The organism is Aeromonas schubertii (genome assembly GCF_000820105.1).
Lineage (GTDB): Bacteria > Pseudomonadota > Gammaproteobacteria > Enterobacterales > Aeromonadaceae > Aeromonas > Aeromonas schubertii.
Genome location: NZ_CDDB01000033.1, coordinates 44,863 through 62,278, shown reverse-complemented (window position 1 = coordinate 62,278; position 17,416 = coordinate 44,863). Strand labels below are relative to the sequence as shown.

The following is a 17,416-nucleotide window of genomic DNA, read 5'->3' as shown; positions in this document are numbered from 1 at the left end:
AGTGAATATGAACAGGAGCAAGGAGCAGGCGCTGCGACTGGATGAAGAGTACAGGAGTCTGTTGCGCCTCTTTACCGACTTCTGCCAGCAGGCTGGTGCCTTGGCAGAGCAGTTCGGCTTCTTCGGCTGGCCCGACTACGAGGATGCCCCGCCCCACACCCGGGACTTCACCCTGCTGGGTGAGGAGCGCACCCTGGAACTGCACTGCCATCCGGGCCCCAACGGTGAGCTGATCGGCCACATCAAGGTGCGCGATCCCAGGGGCCAGGTGCACGCCGCCCTCAGCTACCGCCCCCAGGGGGCTCTGCTGCTGGAGACGGGCCATCTGCTGGACGACCCGTCGGATCTGCTGCTCAGGCTACTGCTGGGCGCTGTCTATCACGAAGGACAGAAGGGGTGATCTCCACCGTCACATGGACCAGCTCCTCGTGGATGGCGAGCCGCTCGCGCATCTGATCGGCACTCAGGGCCTCCTCGGTCCAGAGGGAGAGCATGCAGGCATAGCTCCCCTGCCCCACCCGCCAGACGTGGAGATCCCGAATGGTGGCCCCCTCCGGGGCCTCGGCCACCAGCTCGCGGATCTCCTCCACCACGGGAGCGTCCATCTCCGCATCCAGCAGCACCCGCCCGGTCTGACGCAGTAGTCCGATCGCCCAGACCCCCACCAGGCCGGCACCGACGATCCCCATGACGGGATCGAGCCAGCTGGCCCCCCACCAGAGGCCGCCACACAGGGCCAGGATCGCCAGCACAGAGGTGGCGGCGTCGGCCAGCACGTGCAGATAGGCCGCCCTCAGGTTGAGATCCTGGTGATGATGGTGACCCTGGTCGTGATGATGCCCATGGTGGTGATCGTGGCCATGATGATGGCCGTGGTGGTCATCCTTGAGCAACCAGGCGCAGGCCAGGTTGACCATGAGCCCCAGCACGGCGATGGCGATCGCCTGCTGGTAGTGGATCTCGCTCGGGTTGAGCAGCCGCTCGGTGGACTCCACCAGCATCAGCAGGGCGACCCCGATCAGCATCAGGGCACTGGTGAAGCCCCCCAGCACCTCTATCTTCCAGGTGCCGAAACAGAAGCGGCGATCCCGCGCGAAGTGACGGGCTGCCCGATAGGCCAGCACCGCCAGCCCGAGCGCCAGAGCGTGGGAGCTCATGTGCCAACCGTCGGCCAGCAGGGCCATGGAGTTGAACCACCAGCCGCCACCGATTTCGGCCACCATCATCACCAGGGTAAGCAGCACGGCCCAGCGGGTCTTGCGTTCGGCGAGCGGATTCCCCTCGTTGACCAGAGGGGCGTGACAGGGGAAGGGGTGGGGCGACATGGTGGCTGCTCCTGCAAAGATGAAATATACTCCCCCCCAGTATATAGAGCATTGTTCGGAGCGCCTAGATGTCCCACACGATCCACGATAAGAAGAAGCTGCTGGCACGCGTGCGCCGCATCCGCGGCCAGAGTGCCGCTCTCGAGCAGGCGCTGGAGCAAGAAACCGACTGCGGCGCCGTACTGCAGCAGATTGCCGCCATCCGCGGGGCGGTCAACGGCCTGATGCTGGAGGTGCTGGAGGGGCATCTGCGGGAACACCTGGGTGCCGAAGAGAGCACGCCGCAGCAGCGCCTGCAGGATCTGGAGAGCGTGAGCCGGGTGCTGCGCTCCTACCTGAAGTAGGGGCGCAGCACCCGCTTAGTCAAACTCCCCGTAGGGGGTGAGAGGACGGGGAGGCATGTCGAGATCCCCCTGCCAGGGCTTGAAGCTGTAGCGCAGGAAGAGGGTCCCGTGACTCGGGGCATAGTCGTCGGCCTGCTGAATATCGATACGGGCACCGATGCGCCAGTGATCGGTCAGGCGGTACTCCACCAGCCCCCCCAGGGTGTAGCCAAATCCGCTGCTGCCACCGCCGCGCTCGATGGCGTCCCGATCCGGCAGGGCTGGTGGCACCAGGCCGGAGATCGGGTAGCGTTGCGTGTCGTCACTGCGGGAGCGGGACCAGGAGAGGGAGCCATTGACCTCCCACGACCAGTCGCTGCTGCGCTGGCGATAGCTCACCGGCAGGGAGAGGGAGAAATAACGCTGGGGGCTGTAGTAACCCCCCTGCCCCAGGGTATAGCCCCCCAGATCCCGCTGGTAGTGCCACAACATGGTATTGAGACCCACGCTGGCACGCCTGTGCTCCTGATGGATGAACTTGTAGTAGCCCCCCCCCATCAGGCGGGTCCGCCAGTTGTCGGGCACATTCTCCCCGGTCAGCAGGTGCTGCTGCAGGCTGCCCCAGTAACCCACGGCCCCCCCCAGATCGTGGCTCAGATCGAGGCGAGCCCCGTTGGCCCGCACACCCCCCCACACAGTGCCGGTGCCGGGATCCATGGTGCCGGCATAGGAGAGCAGGGAGCTGGTCACGGGGCGCCGGGACAGGGTGAAGGTCCACCCCAGATCCCCGAGATCGCCCTGCACCGAGGCCCCGCCGCTCCAGTCCACCACCTCGAAGCCAAGGGGGGTCGTCCCCAGATCGAAGGCCCAGCGCCCCTTGTGCCATCCGGCGGCGACCAGGGTCCCCTGAGCCTGCTGATCCCCGGGCGTGCAGAGACGCTCGACGCAGGTACCGAACTTCTCCTGCCCCGAGAAGTGACCCGCATCCATGTCAACCCGCTCTATCCGGCCAAACAGGGTGCCTCCCGCCCATGGGGTATCGAGCTGTAGCATCTGGGTGAGGGCCCGCAGATCGGACGTTCCCCCCGTGCCACTGGAGCCCCAGTAGTCGCTGTCAAACGAGACGGTGGTTTGGCTCTGGCGATAGTGGCGATCCAGATCGGCACGCAGGCTGGCGGCAAGCCACTCCTCCCCCTCACGGGCACGGGTCGCTCGCGTCAGATCCCCCTCATTCACCCCGGCATCCGGGATAAGGCCGGCGGCGGCCATGGCCTTGCGATCCAGCTCGATGGCCTGCCCGGTCTGCCCGGTGGCAAAACGCTGGCGAGCCCCGTCGCGCCAAAACAGCGCACTGTCGCGGGAAGAGGCCTGCGCCATCGACGGGGCATAGGCGGTGAAGATGGCCTCGGCCCGGGCGCTCTCTCCCAGGGCCTGATAGAGGTTGGCAACCTCGCGCCACCTCCCCGCCTCCCCAATCGGCGGCAGGGTGTCAGGCCAGGGGGGCAACCACTCTCTCGCCGCTGCCCTGTCACCACGGTCCAGCGCCAGCTCGGCGAGGCCGATACGCGCCTCGAGACTGCCGGGCTCGACCTCGAGCAGACGCCGGTAGAAGGCATCGGCCTCGGCCCCTTCCCCTCGCTGTGCGGTCCAGCCGGCCAGCAGCAGGAGCGCCTCGGGGTCGGGCAAGAGGGGGCGCAGATGCGCCTCGGCAGCGGCCAGCTGCCCCTCCTGATGCAAGCGTCTGGCCTCGGTCAGGGTCTGCTCTCGCTGCAACCGCCGATCCAGGGCCCCCATCTCCTCGCTCCACTGGGCTTTGGGCAGGCGCGCCAGCACCCGCCGCCCCTCCTCTGGCCTCTCCTGGCCCGAGAGATAGAGAGCCAGGGCCCGATACCAGGCCGCATCCCGGGGGTAGAGAGCAAGACCACCGCGCAACATCAGCTCGCCGCGACCGGCCTCCCCCTGCTCGGCCAGCGTGCTGGCCACCCGGTAGGTGAGCCAGGGGTCCTCCGGCGTCAGGGTCAGGGCCTGCTGGCGCAGGGCCTGTGCCCCGCTCTGCTCTCCCTGCTCTGCCAGGCTATCGGCCTGCTGCTGAAGGAGTTCGCTGCGCAGCCGCTTCCCTTGGGCAGCCAATGCCGGCGACCCCTCGATCAGGGCCAGGGCTCGCTCGGGATCCCGGGCACGATAGAGTGCAAACAACTTGAGCAGGGGACGGCTATCCCCCGGGACCAGACGGCGGGCCTGACCATAGGCCTGCTCGGCTGCCGCTTCGTCCCCCAGAGCCAGGTTGGCATCCCCGAGCCCGAGCCATCCCTCCGCCTCTTTGGCGTCGAGCCGCACCGCCTGTCGATAACGCTTGGCGGCGAGCGAGGCCTCTCCCCGTTCGAGGGCCCCGTCGGCCTGCTCCAGCAGCAACCAGTAGCGGTTGGTATCGAGCAGCCCCTGCCACTTGGCCCGGTCATCGAGACCCGGCTCGCGCAGCACCCTCTCGAACTGGGCGATGGCCAGGGCCCGCTGGTTGGCGCGGGAGTACGCCTGCCCAAGGGCACCGATCAATGCCACATCGTCGGGATTGGCGGCCAGCGCCCGCTTCAGTTCGGCCAGGCTCGCCTCCCCGGCCAGGGCTCGTTGCCGGGCCCGGAAGGCGGGTGAGGCCCACCGGCTCTGTTGCTCCTCCAGCATGGCCAGGGCCGAGGTGACCTCGTCGCCGCTGCCGAAGACGGTGATGAAGCGCTCCAGGGCGGCGATACTCGACTCCCCGACCGGCATATCCCGGATCGCCCCGAGCCAGAGGCTGGCCGCACTGCCACGGGAGAAGGGGCTCTGGGCCATCTTCTCGAGCAGGGTGAAGGCCTCCCGCTGCCGACCGTCGGCCAGCAGATGGCCGGCCAGCCCGGCCTGCAAGGCCGGCTGCCCCGGATAATCCCGGTTGAGCCGCACCAGCTCGGCCATCCCCTGGCGATGGAGCGAGGGGATGCTTGCCTGCAACAGGGCATATTCCACCGCCAGCTCCAGATTGGGGGCCTGCCCCTCTACCAGCAGGGAGCGATAGAGAGAGAGTGCCTCATCGAGACGCCCGGCCCGGCTCAGCAGGCGAGCCTGCTGCAGCTGCTGCCGTTTGGCCGGCTCGTTCAGGGCCAGGTTGGCCATCCCCTGGCGATAGAGGGGGGAGTCCGGTGCCAGCTTGCCCAGCTCGCCGAGCAGGCGGCGCGCCTCATCGACCTTGCCCAGTCGCAGGGCCTGGCGGGCCCGGGCCGCCAGCAATTCGCTTCTCGCCCCCTCGATCAGCGAGAGGGAGTAGAGGGAGTTGCTCACCAGATCTTCCCGTCCGGTCGCCTCCCCCAGCCGGATCTGTCCAAGCAGCCAGCTGACCGGCTCGACCTCGGCCCGCACAGATGTGCTGCCGAGCAGTGCCCCCAGCAAGCAGAGGGCACTCAGGGCTGACATGTGCCGCTCCACGCCGGTTGCAGGGTGCCGTCCGCCGCGAAGCGATAACGCCCCTGATCCCAACCCAGCCCAAACAGGGTGAGCACGCTGCCGTAGTAAGCATCGCTCCGGCTCGACTCACGGGTCGCCCGGGCACGCAGAGCCTCGGCACCCGGGGTGCCCCGGGCCAGGGGCAGCAGGGCGGCGGCGAATCCGCTCCCGCCCCGGCTCACGACCTTGCCGCTTTGCACCTCGACTCGCTCCGGCGTGCCGGTCGAATCAATGGCCTGCAGCATGGGGGAAAAATGCGCCACCAGGGCGGCGCGGGCGGGGTCGTCTGCGGCCAGCATGCCAAGCCATAGATAGACGCGGATGGCGTCATAGCTGCCCATGCCACCCTTGCCCTCGCTGGCCTGCCAGTGACCCGCTACCCAATCGACCCAGTCAGGGGCGAAGCCCTGCGGGGCACTGCCGGTGAGGAGGGCGGGCAGGGTCTCGCGCAGCCCCTGCCAGGGCCCCTGGAAGGAGGCGAAACGGGCCAGCAACTGGGGGGGCAGATAGCTGGGGTTGAGGGTCCAGCGCTCTCCCTGATTAAAGCCGGTGGGACCAGGCAACAGCACGGGACCCAGACCCGGCAGGGTAGCCACCTCCTCCCGGGCGATGCGCCTGAGTAGCATGGTACCGATGGAGGAGTAGCTGTGGTTATTCCAGAGGCGCCCCGCCTCGATCAGGCTGTAGGCGATCCAGAGATCCGAGTCGGAGGCGCTGTTGGCGTCGAGCACCCCCAGGCTGCCATCCTCCCGCTTGCCCCAGAGCCAGGCGGGCAGGAAACCGGTCAAATCCCCCCTGGCCAATTGCAGCTCTGTCCACTCCAGCAATCGGGCGAAGGTCTCCCTGTCGTCGTTGACCAGGGCGAAGAAGAGGGCGTAACTCTGCCCCTCCGAGGTGGTGATACGGCGCGGGTCGGAGGGATCGATCACCCGCCCCTCCTCCAGATAGCTGGCCTTGAAGTGCTCCCACTCTGGCCAGTCGCAGGCGCCCCAGGCGGGCATCATGGCAAGGCCCCACAGCAGCAGGGCACTACAGATTCGTCTCATCGCACTCATCCCTTACTCTTCCTTCAGGCGGCGGCGGCTGACACCGGCCAGCAGCAGTCTCAGGCCCCAACCCAGCAGCAGCATGCAGACCAGGCTCAGACCGGCCAGGCGCAGGGGGTGATTGGCAAAGAAGTGCCACAGGCGCTCCCACCAGGGGATATAACCCACCTCGTAGCGCTCGCCCACGGTCAGGCTGCTGACGCCCGACTCCCGGATGATGGCCACAGAGCCCCCTATCTTGTTGCGCTGGGTGGGATCCTGCAGGGCCTTGTTGAGCAGCTCGACCCCGGCCTCTCCTCCCGCCAGCAGGGCCACCAGACTGCGCTGCTCGTGGCGCGGCGACTGCAGCCCCAGTATGGCGGCGATGGCGCCGTTACCGCTCATGGCGATCCTGGCCTCCGGTTGACGATCCTCGAGAGAGGCCAGCAGATCCCCCTGTGAGGGGCGACGCGGCTGGTTGACCCAGCTCTTGCCCGCCGCCAGCAGGGCATTGGGCTCGGCATCGTCACCCAGCTCCCCGGGCAGGGCACCGATGAGCAGGGTATCGAGATCTGCCTCCCTGGCCTGCTCCCAGTCATCCACCAGGCGCACCGAGAGCGCCGGATACCCGGTCTCGGCGCCGATGGCCCCCAGGATATCGAGCAGAGTAGTGATCTGCCCCGGCAGGGGTCTGGCCGGCATCAGGATCTGGCTCTCGGAGAGATCGGCCAGACGGCTGAAGGGGAAGCCGGCCCCGGCAAACACCTTGAGGTTGGGCATCTCGATGAAGTGGCGATAGCCGGTGAGATCCAGGGTCGAGCCCTCGTCGATCCGCACCCGCTGGGGGGGCGGCACTATGGTGTCGCAGCGGCCGTCCGAGTTACCCCCGATGACACGATCGGCGTATTGAAACACGAAGTTGAGCCGGTTGGGCTGGGCCACCTTAAGACCCGGCATGCGCAGGGCTCGGGCATCATCGTCTCCGGCCAGCCAGAGGGGCAGGGTCAGCATCTGCTCCCCCTTGAGCGCCTCGGGCTCGAGGGCATAGGAGCGGATGAACTGATCGTTGACCGCCAGATCCAGCCGCGAGCCATCCCGACTGAGGGGGGCCGTGTTGTGGTAGCGCAGATCCATCTTGATGCCACGGCTCGCGAGCAGATAGAGGTCCGGTGGCAGGCGCAGGGTCAACGCGAGGGGCCAGGGCTGTGCCCCGCTCGCCTGCAACTGCCCCTCATATTCGACCAGCTCGCCGAAACGGACCGGACGATCCAGCCTGAGCCAGTTGGGCGCATCGTAGGGCTGACGCGGCGCCAGGGGAGTCAGGTCGTCGACCCGCACGCTCTGGCCGCGCAGCAGCACATTGCCCTGGGCGATGGCCCGGCTGGCGGTGAGCAGATCCTCTCCGTGGCGCCCGAGCACCAGCAACAGCTTCACATAGGGGTTATCCGGCGAGCTGATCATGTCGATGGTGGGCCCATCCACCTTGGGGTAGTCGGCCAGAAAGGGGGGGCGCTGCTCGTTGGTGGCGAAGATGACCCCGTTTCGCTCGGGCAATTGGTCGATCAGCACCGGAAAGTGCTGGCCACGCCAGTCGGCCCGGGTACCAAACCAGGAGGCCAGCACCCCGGCCGCCTGCTGCTCGATGAGGGGCACGGCACCGCTGAAGACCATGGGGAGCACCAACTTGCCCTGATCCCGGGTATCGAGGAAGGGCATGGGAAAGAAGGAGAGCTCGTTGCGCACCGGCAGGGTCTGCAGGGTGAGGCTCAACTTGCTGTCCCGGTTGACGTTGAGCCAGAGGGCGCTGCTCGCCGGGTTCTCGCACACCTTCTGGTAGTGACCGATAAAGTCAAAACGGAGACGGTTGAAATCCTTGGCATAACGGGGATCGAGCGGGATCCGCGCATGACTGCGCTGCCCCAGCTGCTCCTTCATCAGGGGGGTGACCCCCATCAGCTCGTCATTCAGGTAGACCTTGACCTGGGAGAGCAGGGGGAGCAGCGAGGGAGAGGGGGTGTAATCGAGATCCAGCGTGGCACCGGTCACCACCTGATCCCGGCGTACGGTGAAATCGGCCAGCCCGTCGGGCCGCGTACCCAACAGGGAGAGGGTTCCCGGGGTTGCGGCGATCTGCTTCAGGGTCAGCTCCCGTTGCTCTACCGGTGGCGGCACCTGGGCCTGTGGACCGATGGCGTCGGCCCGGGCCGGCCCGTGCATGAGCAGCAGTAGCGGGAGGAGATAGGCTTGTCGGTTCATCATCCTTTCACTGTTTCAAGGGTCGGAGCCTGAGACCGGAAATCCGGCGAGACGCGACGGGGCAAGAAGGAAAATAGCCAGCGAACCAGTTTTTCGCTGGCGATGCAGAAGGGGGCCAGGAAGCTGCTGCGCAGCAGGCGCCAGTAGGCACTCCACCCGAGCCGGGTAATGTCGATCAGGCTGTGCAGGGGGCGATCCCGGCCGAGTCGCTCCTGCCAGAGTGACCAGGTATCGGCACGGGCAAAGGTGCACTGGATAAAGGCTATATGCTGCTCCCGGGTCATGGGGGCCAGCTCCAGCCCCAACTTTTTCCCCATCACCCGGCGCACCCGGGCGGCAAAGAGCGACTCGCGCAGGCCGTTTCGCAGCAGCAGCCACACCGCTTCACGACCGTCCAGAACAAGCTCGTGCTCCAGCTCCAGACCGACCCCACCGTTGGAATAATCCTTCAGGACGCAGGGATAGAGGTGTCCGCTCGCCAGCCGGATCGCCGCCGGCATCGCCATCTCGACCCTGGGATTGGCCCGCACCTGACGCGACTCGAAGGCCACCGCCAACGCGCCGCCCAGTATGGTCATGTTGTAGAGCACCCAGAGCATGCCAAGGAGCAGGGTCGGTATCTCGCCGGGCAGACCGGTGGCGATACGCCAGACCCCAAAGCCGAGGCCGCAGAGGTTGAGCAGCACCAGCAGCAGGTAGGGACGAGAGACCTCCAGGTCCAGGTAGACCTCGTCGGTCATCCCCCCCTTGGCGGTCACGTTGAACTTCCCCTTGTGGGGGGCGAACAGGGCGACCGTGGTGGGACGGGCGATATACCAGGCCAGAACCGTCTCGTACACCTCTCCCCAGAAGGAGTGGCGTACCTTGCCCTGCAACCGGGAGTTGGTGAGGGCACTGTGGAAGATGTGCGGCAGCATGTAGAGGGCGATGGCCCCGGCCGGTGCATAGATGATGTAGGCGTGCAGGATGAGGAACGCCAGCGGTGCCGTCAGGAAGATGAGGCGCGGGATCCCCGACATGAAGTGGAGCATGGCGTTGAAATAACAGAGCCGTTGCCCCAGGTTAAGCCCCTTGCCAAACAAGGGGTTATCCAGACGCAGTATCTGTACCATGCCGCGCGCCCAGCGGATGCGCTGGCCGATGTGGGCCGACAGACTCTCGGTGGCGAGCCCCGCCGCCTGGGGGATGCGGATATAGGCCGAGGTATAGCCGAGACGGTGCAGCCGCAGGGAGGTGTGGGCATCCTCGGTCACCGTCTCCACCGCGATGCCGCCGATCTCGTCCAGCGCCGAGCGTTTGATAACGGCACAGGATCCGCAGAAGAAGCTGGCATCCCAGGTGTCGTTGCCATCCTGAATGAGGCCGTAGAAGAGCGCCCCCTCGTTGGGCATCTTGCGAAAACGGCTCAGATTGCGCTCGAACGGGTCGGCCGAGAAGAAGTGGTGGGGCGTCTGCACCAGGGCCAGGGAGGGGTCCTTGAAGAACCACCCCACCGTCATCTGCAGGAAGGAGCGGGTCGGCAGGTGGTCGCAGTCGAAGATGGCCACCAGATCCCCGCTCGCCTGCTTGAGGGCGTGGTTGATGTTGCCCGCCTTGGCGTGCTCATGGGTGGGGCGCGCCACATAACGGATCCCCGCCTCCTCGGCGAAGTCGCGAAACGCCGGGCGATCCCCGTCGTCGAGCAGCCAGATGGTGAGCTTATCCCTGGGCCAGTCCAGCGCCAACGCCCCGTAGACGGTCCCCTTCACGATGGCGAGGTCCTCGTTATAGGTGGGGATCATCAGATCCACCGAGGGCCACAGACTCTGATCCTGTGGCAAGGGCGCGGGCGGCCGGTGCAGGGGCCAGGCGGTCTGCCAGTAGCCAAGCAGCAGCACCACCCAGGCGTAGGTCTCGGCGAAGAGCAGCAGCAAGCCACACATCAGGCTGACCGGGTCGAGCCAGTCCAGGGTCGAGGTATAGCGCCACCAGATGTAGCGGCAGGAGATGATGATAGAGAGGATCATCAGCATCAGCATGGGGTAGCGACCGGGAATGGCCCGCAACACCAGGGCCATGGTCGCCAGCGACAGCACGAACACCAGCTGGGCCAGGGCATCGAAGGGTTGGGTGATGCAGAGCAGGCTGAGCAGCCCGGCCACGGTGCAGAAAAAGCCGGCCTTCCAGCGGGCGACCCTGGGCCCCTCCACGGCGGCCGAGACCCCCTTGCGCTCGAAGCGGGCCAGATAGCGACCCAATGCGCCGGTGAATGCCTGCCAGGCCCGCTGCCACGATGACGGCCAACGCAGTGGACGGGAAATGGGGCGGCGCACCAGCAGCCAGCAGAGCTGGATCAGGGCGCGCAGGGGATCCCCCGAGCGGGGGCGACCGAGTTGGGGAAAGAGAGCCGTTCGGTGCCGGCGCAGCCACTGCCAACCGGGGCGCTCAAGGGGAAACAGGCTCCAGGCGAGCAGCCCGAGCAGGGTGAGCAGCAGGCTCCAGCTGCGCGAGGCCCCCTGCACCCGCCCATGCCGGTAACGCTGCCGGCACCAGAGCAGGGCATGGGGCCGAAACAGCAGCCTCAGCACTGTGCCCCCTCGGGGCTCAGGCACCACTGTGCCAGCGCCGTCAGCTCCCGGTTCACCAGGCTATCCGGGGCATGCTCCCCCACCGGCAGCTTGAGCGCCATCGCCTCGGCCATCGCCTCATCCCGGTGTAGCCGCATGTTGAGCAGGGGCAGCTTCGCCTGTTGCCACAGCTCCATCAGCTCCTGCTGCAGGGCCCGGCTACTGTCGAACTGGGTGACCAGCAGGCGTTCCGTCGCCTCAAACTGATGCTGAAACAGGCGCACATGGCAGTTGGCATCCCCGTGGACCAGGGTCAGTCGGCGATCCGCCGCCGCCACGCCCCCCACCGGCAAGTCGAGCAGCAACAGGTCATAGCCCGAGATGGCCGAGAGCCAGGCCGGTGAGCCCTGCTCGCCCCCCTGACCGCGGGGCAGCAGGTCCAGTCCGGGTTGCCAGGTGTGCAACGCCTGTTGCCACTGGCTGGCCGGGTCGGCGAGCGAGCACCACCCGGCGGTGTCGATGGAGAGACCAAAATGCAGCGCCAGCTGATTATTCGGGCACAGGCCCAGGGCCAGCACACGGCGCCCGGCCTGCCAGGCCGCATGGGCGATCCCGGCCACGGTCGCGCTGGTTCCCACTCCGCCACGCAGGCCATTGAGGGCAATGGTGATCACCGTCTATTCCTCATATCCAGCTCTCCCAGCAGGGGGTAGCGACGCCGCAGGGCCTCGAGCCGCTCCTCCTGCGCCACGTCGTGATAATCCAGAGAGACGCCAAAGGCCTCCTGCACGATGGCGATGTCTGTGATGTGATCCCCCTCGACCGTGACGCCGAAGGGGGAGAGGGGTCGCCCCTGCATAGAGACCTCCGTCAACGGGGATAGGGGACCCACTCCCCCTTCCCGAGCTTGATGTAGTTCTTATCCTGATACTCGATCACGGTCGCCCCCTGGTTCTCTGCAACCCAGGGGGTCTCTGGCAGCCCCTTCAGCAGGGTGCTCCAGTCGATCTTCTCCTTGTCGAACCAGTTGTCCCCCACCAGACGGGAGACCAGTTCCGAGACGGCCAGGTAGCTGCTCGGGGCGTCGACGTAATGGACCTCCTGGGGGCGTTCACGGGTCCCGATCAGGGCGACACCCACGGGCACCCGAGTGATGGCGGGGCTGGGGATGTCCCGCAGGCCCGACATCTGCATCCGATCGCCGGTCAGGGCGGCACCGTGCTCCGGCACCAGTAACACGACCACCTTGCGTCCCGACTGCTCCAGCGCCGTCAGGAAACGATCCAGTTGATCGAGCATATTTTTGAGCCTGGCCTTGTAGGGAGCCGGCTGACGGTTGGCTGCATAACGATTGCCGTCGTGCAATGCGATCAGATTGAAGAAGGTGACATTGCGCTTGGCCTGGCTCCCGGCCCGTTGATCCAGCCAGCGCTGGAACAGGGCATCGTCCCGATAGATGGGCTCACCGTCGAACGAGGTCAGGTCATGGGGCAAGCCATCCCGTTTCATGGGGGTCACCTGCAACCCGGAATACTCACTCAGCTCCTTGAGGTAGTTGCCGAAGGCGCCCGAGTGATCCATGGCCACCTGCTGCTCGAATCCGAGAGCGGCCAGGTTCTCCATCAGCAGGCACTGGCGGGGAGCGGCGCCGTAGAGATCCGAGTGAGCAGGTTGGCCACAGCTGGCTCGCAACAAACGGATCGAGGCAGGTCCGCTGTAGGAGGTGGCGGAGTTAAAGTGCTTGAAGAAGATGTCGAAGTGGCGCCCGACCGGATGTGTGGTCAGATCGCTCGCCTCCACATCGCTCCAGGCGAGGGAGCAGATGTTGATGATGAGCACGTCGAAGGGGGTGGCATCGCTCGGCAGGCTGGTCGGAAAGGTCACCCGCCGCCCCTGCTCCTCCGCATAGAAGCTGTTGAGATAGGCGCCGAGGTTCTCGCTGGTAGGGGGCGCACTCTCGTCGACCTGCAGTTTGATCCCCTGCTGCTCGGTAGATTCAACCTTGTCGGCTGACTGAGCCACCACCTTGCCGGTCGCGGGCCGGGTAGGAAGTTGAGGCGCCAGCCAGAGCCAGCCCAGAGCCAGCACAATCCAGGGGGTAAAGCGCAACCATTGGGCCAGGAAGAGGTAGGCCACTCCCATGACGAACCCAATGCCCACCATATCCCAGTTGATGAAGCGCCCCAGCAGCTCCATCAGGTAGGCAAACGAGAACGAAAAGAGCTGCCCCCCCTGACTCATGATGCTGTCGATGCCCGGCAACCAGGTGTCGTGGTAGAGCAGGACAACGCCAAGAGGCAGCGCCAGCCAGTGGCGAACCCTCCGCCAGGCCGGTCTCGACAGGGGCAGCAGCAGAAAGGCCAGAAAGACCAGGTTTGGCAGGGGGTGGTAGTTGAGATAGCCGGCCCAGAGCAGCGCCAGCTTGCCCATGAAGTAGAGGTTCCATCCCCCCAGACCTTGCCACTCCTGCCAGGGAGACCGAGGGAAGTGCGTTTGTCGAGTCATAAGGGGAGGGTTACCTCTCGCTGGCCGGCCCGAAGTGGGCAGAGACAGGTTGTGTCGTGTCTATGGATACATGAGTCATCTCATTATGCCTGTTTTTATCAATATCATCAGATTGTTATGGAGTAAGAGTGTGAGCCGGGTCTGCGATATTGGCAGACTTGTGACCGGCCCGGGATTACGCCATGATGTCAGCCCCGGCCGGAGGCCGGCGAAGTGAACAGCCACAGCAAGGACCCCCCATGTTTGAACACGTCGATGCCTACCCGGGCGATCCCATCCTGACCCTGGTCGAAACCTTCCACAAAGACCCCCGTGAGCAGAAGGTCAACCTCGGTATTGGCCTCTACTATGACGAGCAGGGGCGTATTCCTCTGCTCCCCTCGGTGCAGCAGGCGGAGGCCCGGCGTGCCGCTGCTCCGACCCCGCGCCCCTACCTGCCGATGGAGGGGGCCGCCAACTACCGGACCGCCGTCCAGCAGCTGCTGTTCGGTGCTGACCATGAGGCGGTCCAGGCCGGCCGTATCGCAACCATCCAGACCATAGGTGGCTCCGGTGCCCTGAAGATCGGTGCCGACTTCCTCAAGCGCTACTTCCCGGGCTCCGAGGTGTGGGTGAGCGATCCCACCTGGGACAACCACAAGGCCATGTTCGAGGGTGCCGGCATCAGGGTGCACGACTACCCCTACTATGATGCCGACACCGGTGGCGTGCGCTTCGATGCCATGCTGGCCTGCCTGGAGAGCCTGCCGGTGCGCAGCATAGTGTTGTTGCACCCCTGTTGCCACAACCCGACCGGGGTGGATCTCACTCGCGAGCAATGGGACAGCGTCATCGCCCTCATCGTTGAGAAGAACCTGATCCCCTTTATGGACATCGCCTATCAGGGCTTCGGTGATGGTCTGGAGGAGGACGCCTACGCCATCCGCGCCATGGCCGACGCCGGAGTCAGCTTCTTCGTCAGCAACTCGTTTTCCAAAAACCTCTCCTTCTACGGCGAGCGCTGTGGCGGCCTGTCTGTGGTCTGCCAGGATGGCGACGAGGCCGCCCGGGTGCTGGGCCAGATGAAGGCGACCGTGCGCCGCAACTACTCCAGCCCCCCCACCCACGGTGGCCAGATCACCGCGGCCGTGATGACCCAGCCCGACCTGCACGCCCTCTGGGTGGACGAGGTGACCGAGATGCGCACCCGCATCAAGGGGATGCGCGAGAAGCTCTACAGCGTGCTCAGCGCCAGGGTACCGGGACGCGATTTTGGCTACTTCATTCGCCAGCGCGGCATGTTCAGCTACACAGGGCTCACCCCCGAGCAGGTGGATCGCCTGCGCGAGGAGCACGCCGTCTATCTGGTGCGCTCCGGACGCATGTGTGTGGCGGGGCTCAACAGCGCTAATGTGGAGTACGTGGCCGACGCCATCGCCGCCGTACTGAGCTAAGCCCCCTGACCCCGCCCCGGCGGGGTCTTGCTTTCGGAGCACCCATGGATCTCATCGCCCTCTCGCGCCTCGGAGTGCGCCACCTGGTGGCCCTGCACATGCTGCTCGACACCCGCAGTGTCACCCGGGCCGCCGAGCGTCTGTGCACCAGCCCGTCGGCGGTGAGCAAGACCCTGGGGCAGTTGCGCGAGACCCTGGGAGATCAGCTGCTCTATCGCCAGGGCAACCAGCTGATCCCCACCGCCTTCGCCGAGCGCCTCGGCCCCAGCCTGCACCGGCTGCTGGTCGATCTCAACGCCCTGCTCGGGGAAGGTGAGTTCAACCCCGCCAGCTGGCGGGGCCGTCTTCGTATCGCCCTGCGCGAGAGCTCCCTGGCCTGGTTGGGCAGCCCCCTGCTGGGGCGCCTGATGGAGGAGGTGCCCGGTCTCGAGCCCGAAGTCTGGAGCAAGGAGGCCCGCGGCCTCGATGCCCTGGCCCAGGGGCGACTCGATTTCGTCATCCTGCCCCACGATCAGAGCCAGCCCCGCCACCCGGGCCTCGAGTGGGAGACCCTGTGCGAGGACCGCCTCATCTGCCTGCTACGCCCCGGCCACCCGGCTCTGGCGCAGCCCTGGGGGCTGGACACCTACCTGAGCTGGCGCCATATCGCCATCCGTGACGAGGAGCTGGCCATCCCCTTCTTCGAGCAGCAACTGGCCCAGCTCCAGGTGCAGCGCCGCATCGGTGCTACCCTGCCCGACTTTGGCAGCGCCGCCGCCCTCTGCCGCCACAGCGACCTGGTGCTCACCTGCTCCCAGGGCTGGGCCGAGGCCTGCGCCGCTCACCTGGGGCTGGTCAGTCGCCCGGTCCCCTTCGAATACGGCGCCGTCACCCACTCTCTGGTATGGTTTGGCCCGGCCGGTCAGGATCCGGCCATGGGCTGGCTGCGCCGGCGTCTGCTGCAACTGGCGAGCGAGCTGACGACCCGATAAAGCGCGAGAGGGGCTCGGGGTGACCATAGAGGTAACCCTGCAGCAGCCCCACTCCACGCTCTCGCAGGAAACGCGCCTGCTCCTCCCGCTCTACCCCCTCGGCCACCAGGGCCAGACCGAGCCGCCGGGCCAGATCGATCACGCTCTCCACTATGTGGCCAGAGAGGGATTCACTCCCCATGTGGCGCACGAAGGAGCGATCGATCTTGAGATAGTCCACCCTGAAGCGCTGCAGGTAGGCGAGGCTGGAGTAGCCGGTGCCGAAGTCATCGATGGCCAGCCTGACCCCCATGGCGCGCAACTGTGCAAGCACGCTCAGGGTGTGGGCGTCATCGATCAGCTCCTCCCCCTCGGTCAGCTCCAGGATCAGGCTGATGCGGTCCGGCTCGAAGCGGTCGAGAAGACGCCGACAGAGCTCCGGCAAGGCACTCTCCTGGAAGTGGCGGGGAGTGATATTGACCCCGAGGTGAAAACCCCGGGGCAGCTGGTGCTGGCAGTGGGCGAGCGCCTCACCGACCCGCTCCATCAGCTGTGCCGTCATGGGGACGATGAGGCCACACGCCTCGGCCTGGGGAATGAATTGATCCGGTGGAATGATCCCCTCGGCCGGGTGACACCAGCGCATCAGCACCTCGGCGCCCACGACTTGCCCGGAATGGCTCTCCACCAGGGGCTGCAGATAGGGGACAAACTCCTGGGCCCGCATGGCCCGCGCCAGCTCCCCTTGGGGCGAGCGGGGGCGCCCCAGCAACCAGTAGGTCAGCCAGGCCATGGCGCACGAGAAGGCGAGTTGCAGGAGCAGATTGAATCGCCGCTGTTTCCAGAGCGCCGACCAGAGGGGCTGCGCCGGATAGCCGGCATACAGGGTGAAGGGATAGCGCCGTGACGGCGTCTGGCGCTTGCCCCATCCGGCGAAGGCGAGTGGCGGCACATGGAAGAGGTGCACCCCGTCAAACCAGAGATCGCCCACCCGCATCCACAGCTGCAGCTCATCCCGGGCGGCCTGCCCCAGCATCTGCCGCACATACTCCCCGTCGATGGTGCTGAAGACCGATCGCTCCCCTCGCCGCTCGCGCAGCACCAGCAGGGGTCTCGACTGAAAGACCCGCTCCGCCGGGAGCAGGGAGAGGCGCGCCCCCTCCCAGAGGGGGGGATGATCCCTCACCCCAACCATGGAGGTACACCCCAGCCCCCTCTGGTTGAACCCCAAGGTGCGCACAAAGGGTACAGCAGCCACCTGGGTATGTAGCCAGCCCTGCACCTTGCGGCTACAGGGAGTAGAGGGGGCGTCGAGGAGAGAACGGTTGGTGACGTTGGCGTAGGAGAGCATGCGATCCAGCAGCCCGATGGCCTGACGGGAGCGCGCCTCCAGGGTCTGCTCTGTCTCTGCCAGATAGAGACGCAGCTGCAAACCGCTGCCCGCCAGCAGGCACAGCAGCCACACCAGCAAGGTGATGCCACCCCTGGCCCGGGGCAGGGAGAGGTCTCTGGGCAACAGTGTCAGGGCGAGGCGGTGGCAACTCATGGGGCGGCACGGTAGCACAGCCCCGAACCGGCA

Annotated in this window: 13 protein-coding genes; 4 read left to right on the top strand and 9 right to left on the bottom strand. The window is 66.4% G+C overall.

What is annotated here, in order from left to right; genetic code table 11:
- The first annotated feature begins 7 nt into the window (after positions 1 to 7).
- A complete protein-coding gene (locus BN1133_RS06585) occupies positions 8 to 400 on the top strand; it encodes a protein-tyrosine phosphatase family protein (RefSeq protein WP_050665743.1) in 393 nt (130 codons plus the stop codon).
- Here the strand turns inward: BN1133_RS06585 and dmeF are convergent.
- Positions 354 to 1,325, bottom strand: a complete 972-nt coding sequence (gene dmeF / locus BN1133_RS06580; RefSeq protein ID WP_050665742.1) for a CDF family Co(II)/Ni(II) efflux transporter DmeF — start codon at positions 1,323 to 1,325, stop codon at positions 354 to 356. The two genes, BN1133_RS06585 and dmeF, sit on opposite strands and share 47 nt — an antisense overlap.
- Before the next feature lie 68 nt (positions 1,326 to 1,393).
- Between dmeF and BN1133_RS06575 the strand changes: the two genes are divergently transcribed.
- Complete coding sequence (locus BN1133_RS06575; protein WP_005345535.1) at positions 1,394 to 1,669, top strand: metal/formaldehyde-sensitive transcriptional repressor; 276 nt, start codon at positions 1,394 to 1,396, stop codon at positions 1,667 to 1,669.
- A gap of 15 nt (positions 1,670 to 1,684) precedes the next feature.
- Here BN1133_RS06575 and bcsC read toward each other — a convergent pair whose 3' ends face one another.
- Genes bcsC through bcsG form a run of 7 tightly spaced genes read right to left on the bottom strand, consistent with a single transcriptional unit; the run spans position 1,685 to position 13,454 of the window.
- A complete protein-coding gene (gene bcsC, locus BN1133_RS06570; protein WP_050665741.1) occupies positions 1,685 to 5,092 on the bottom strand; it encodes a cellulose synthase complex outer membrane protein BcsC in 3,408 nt (1,135 codons plus the stop codon).
- Positions 5,080 to 6,168, bottom strand: a complete 1,089-nt coding sequence (gene bcsZ / locus BN1133_RS06565; protein ID WP_082177936.1) for a cellulose synthase complex periplasmic endoglucanase BcsZ — start codon at positions 6,166 to 6,168, stop codon at positions 5,080 to 5,082. Before bcsZ ends, bcsC begins: the two co-directional genes overlap by 13 nt.
- Positions 6,169 to 6,180: 12 nt before the next feature.
- Positions 6,181 to 8,403, bottom strand: coding sequence for a cellulose biosynthesis cyclic di-GMP-binding regulatory protein BcsB (gene bcsB, locus BN1133_RS06560; RefSeq protein WP_050665739.1), 2,223 nt, complete (start codon positions 8,401 to 8,403; stop codon positions 6,181 to 6,183).
- A complete protein-coding gene (gene bcsA, locus BN1133_RS06555; protein WP_050665738.1) occupies positions 8,403 to 10,970 on the bottom strand; it encodes a UDP-forming cellulose synthase catalytic subunit in 2,568 nt (855 codons plus the stop codon). The genes bcsB and bcsA overlap by 1 nt, the downstream gene beginning before the upstream one ends.
- Positions 10,964 to 11,623, bottom strand: coding sequence for a cellulose synthase operon protein YhjQ/BcsQ (locus BN1133_RS06550; protein WP_050665737.1), 660 nt, complete (start codon positions 11,621 to 11,623; stop codon positions 10,964 to 10,966). Before BN1133_RS06550 ends, bcsA begins: the two co-directional genes overlap by 7 nt.
- A complete protein-coding gene (gene bcsR, locus BN1133_RS06545; RefSeq protein ID WP_082177933.1) occupies positions 11,620 to 11,808 on the bottom strand; it encodes a cellulose biosynthesis protein BcsR in 189 nt (62 codons plus the stop codon). Before bcsR ends, BN1133_RS06550 begins: the two co-directional genes overlap by 4 nt.
- A gap of 11 nt (positions 11,809 to 11,819) precedes the next feature.
- Positions 11,820 to 13,454 (bottom strand): cellulose biosynthesis protein BcsG, encoded by a 1,635-nt coding sequence (gene bcsG, locus BN1133_RS06540; protein ID WP_050665735.1) that lies wholly within the window; start codon positions 13,452 to 13,454, stop codon positions 11,820 to 11,822.
- A 239-nt stretch (positions 13,455 to 13,693) separates the two neighbouring features.
- On the opposite strand from bcsG, the gene BN1133_RS06535 reads away from it, so the two are divergent.
- Together BN1133_RS06535 and BN1133_RS06530 are read left to right on the top strand one after the other, a co-directional pair.
- Positions 13,694 to 14,887: an amino acid aminotransferase gene (locus tag BN1133_RS06535; protein WP_050665734.1), complete on the top strand. Its 1,194-nt coding sequence runs from the start codon at positions 13,694 to 13,696 to the stop codon at positions 14,885 to 14,887.
- 44 nt (positions 14,888 to 14,931) lie between these two features.
- Positions 14,932 to 15,858 (top strand): LysR family transcriptional regulator, encoded by a 927-nt coding sequence (locus BN1133_RS06530; protein WP_050665733.1) that lies wholly within the window; start codon positions 14,932 to 14,934, stop codon positions 15,856 to 15,858.
- Here the strand turns inward: BN1133_RS06530 and BN1133_RS06525 are convergent.
- Positions 15,755 to 17,383, bottom strand: coding sequence for an EAL domain-containing protein (locus tag BN1133_RS06525; protein ID WP_050665732.1), 1,629 nt, complete (start codon positions 17,381 to 17,383; stop codon positions 15,755 to 15,757). The genes BN1133_RS06530 and BN1133_RS06525 overlap by 104 nt on opposite strands.
- Positions 17,384 to 17,416 lie beyond the last annotated feature (33 nt).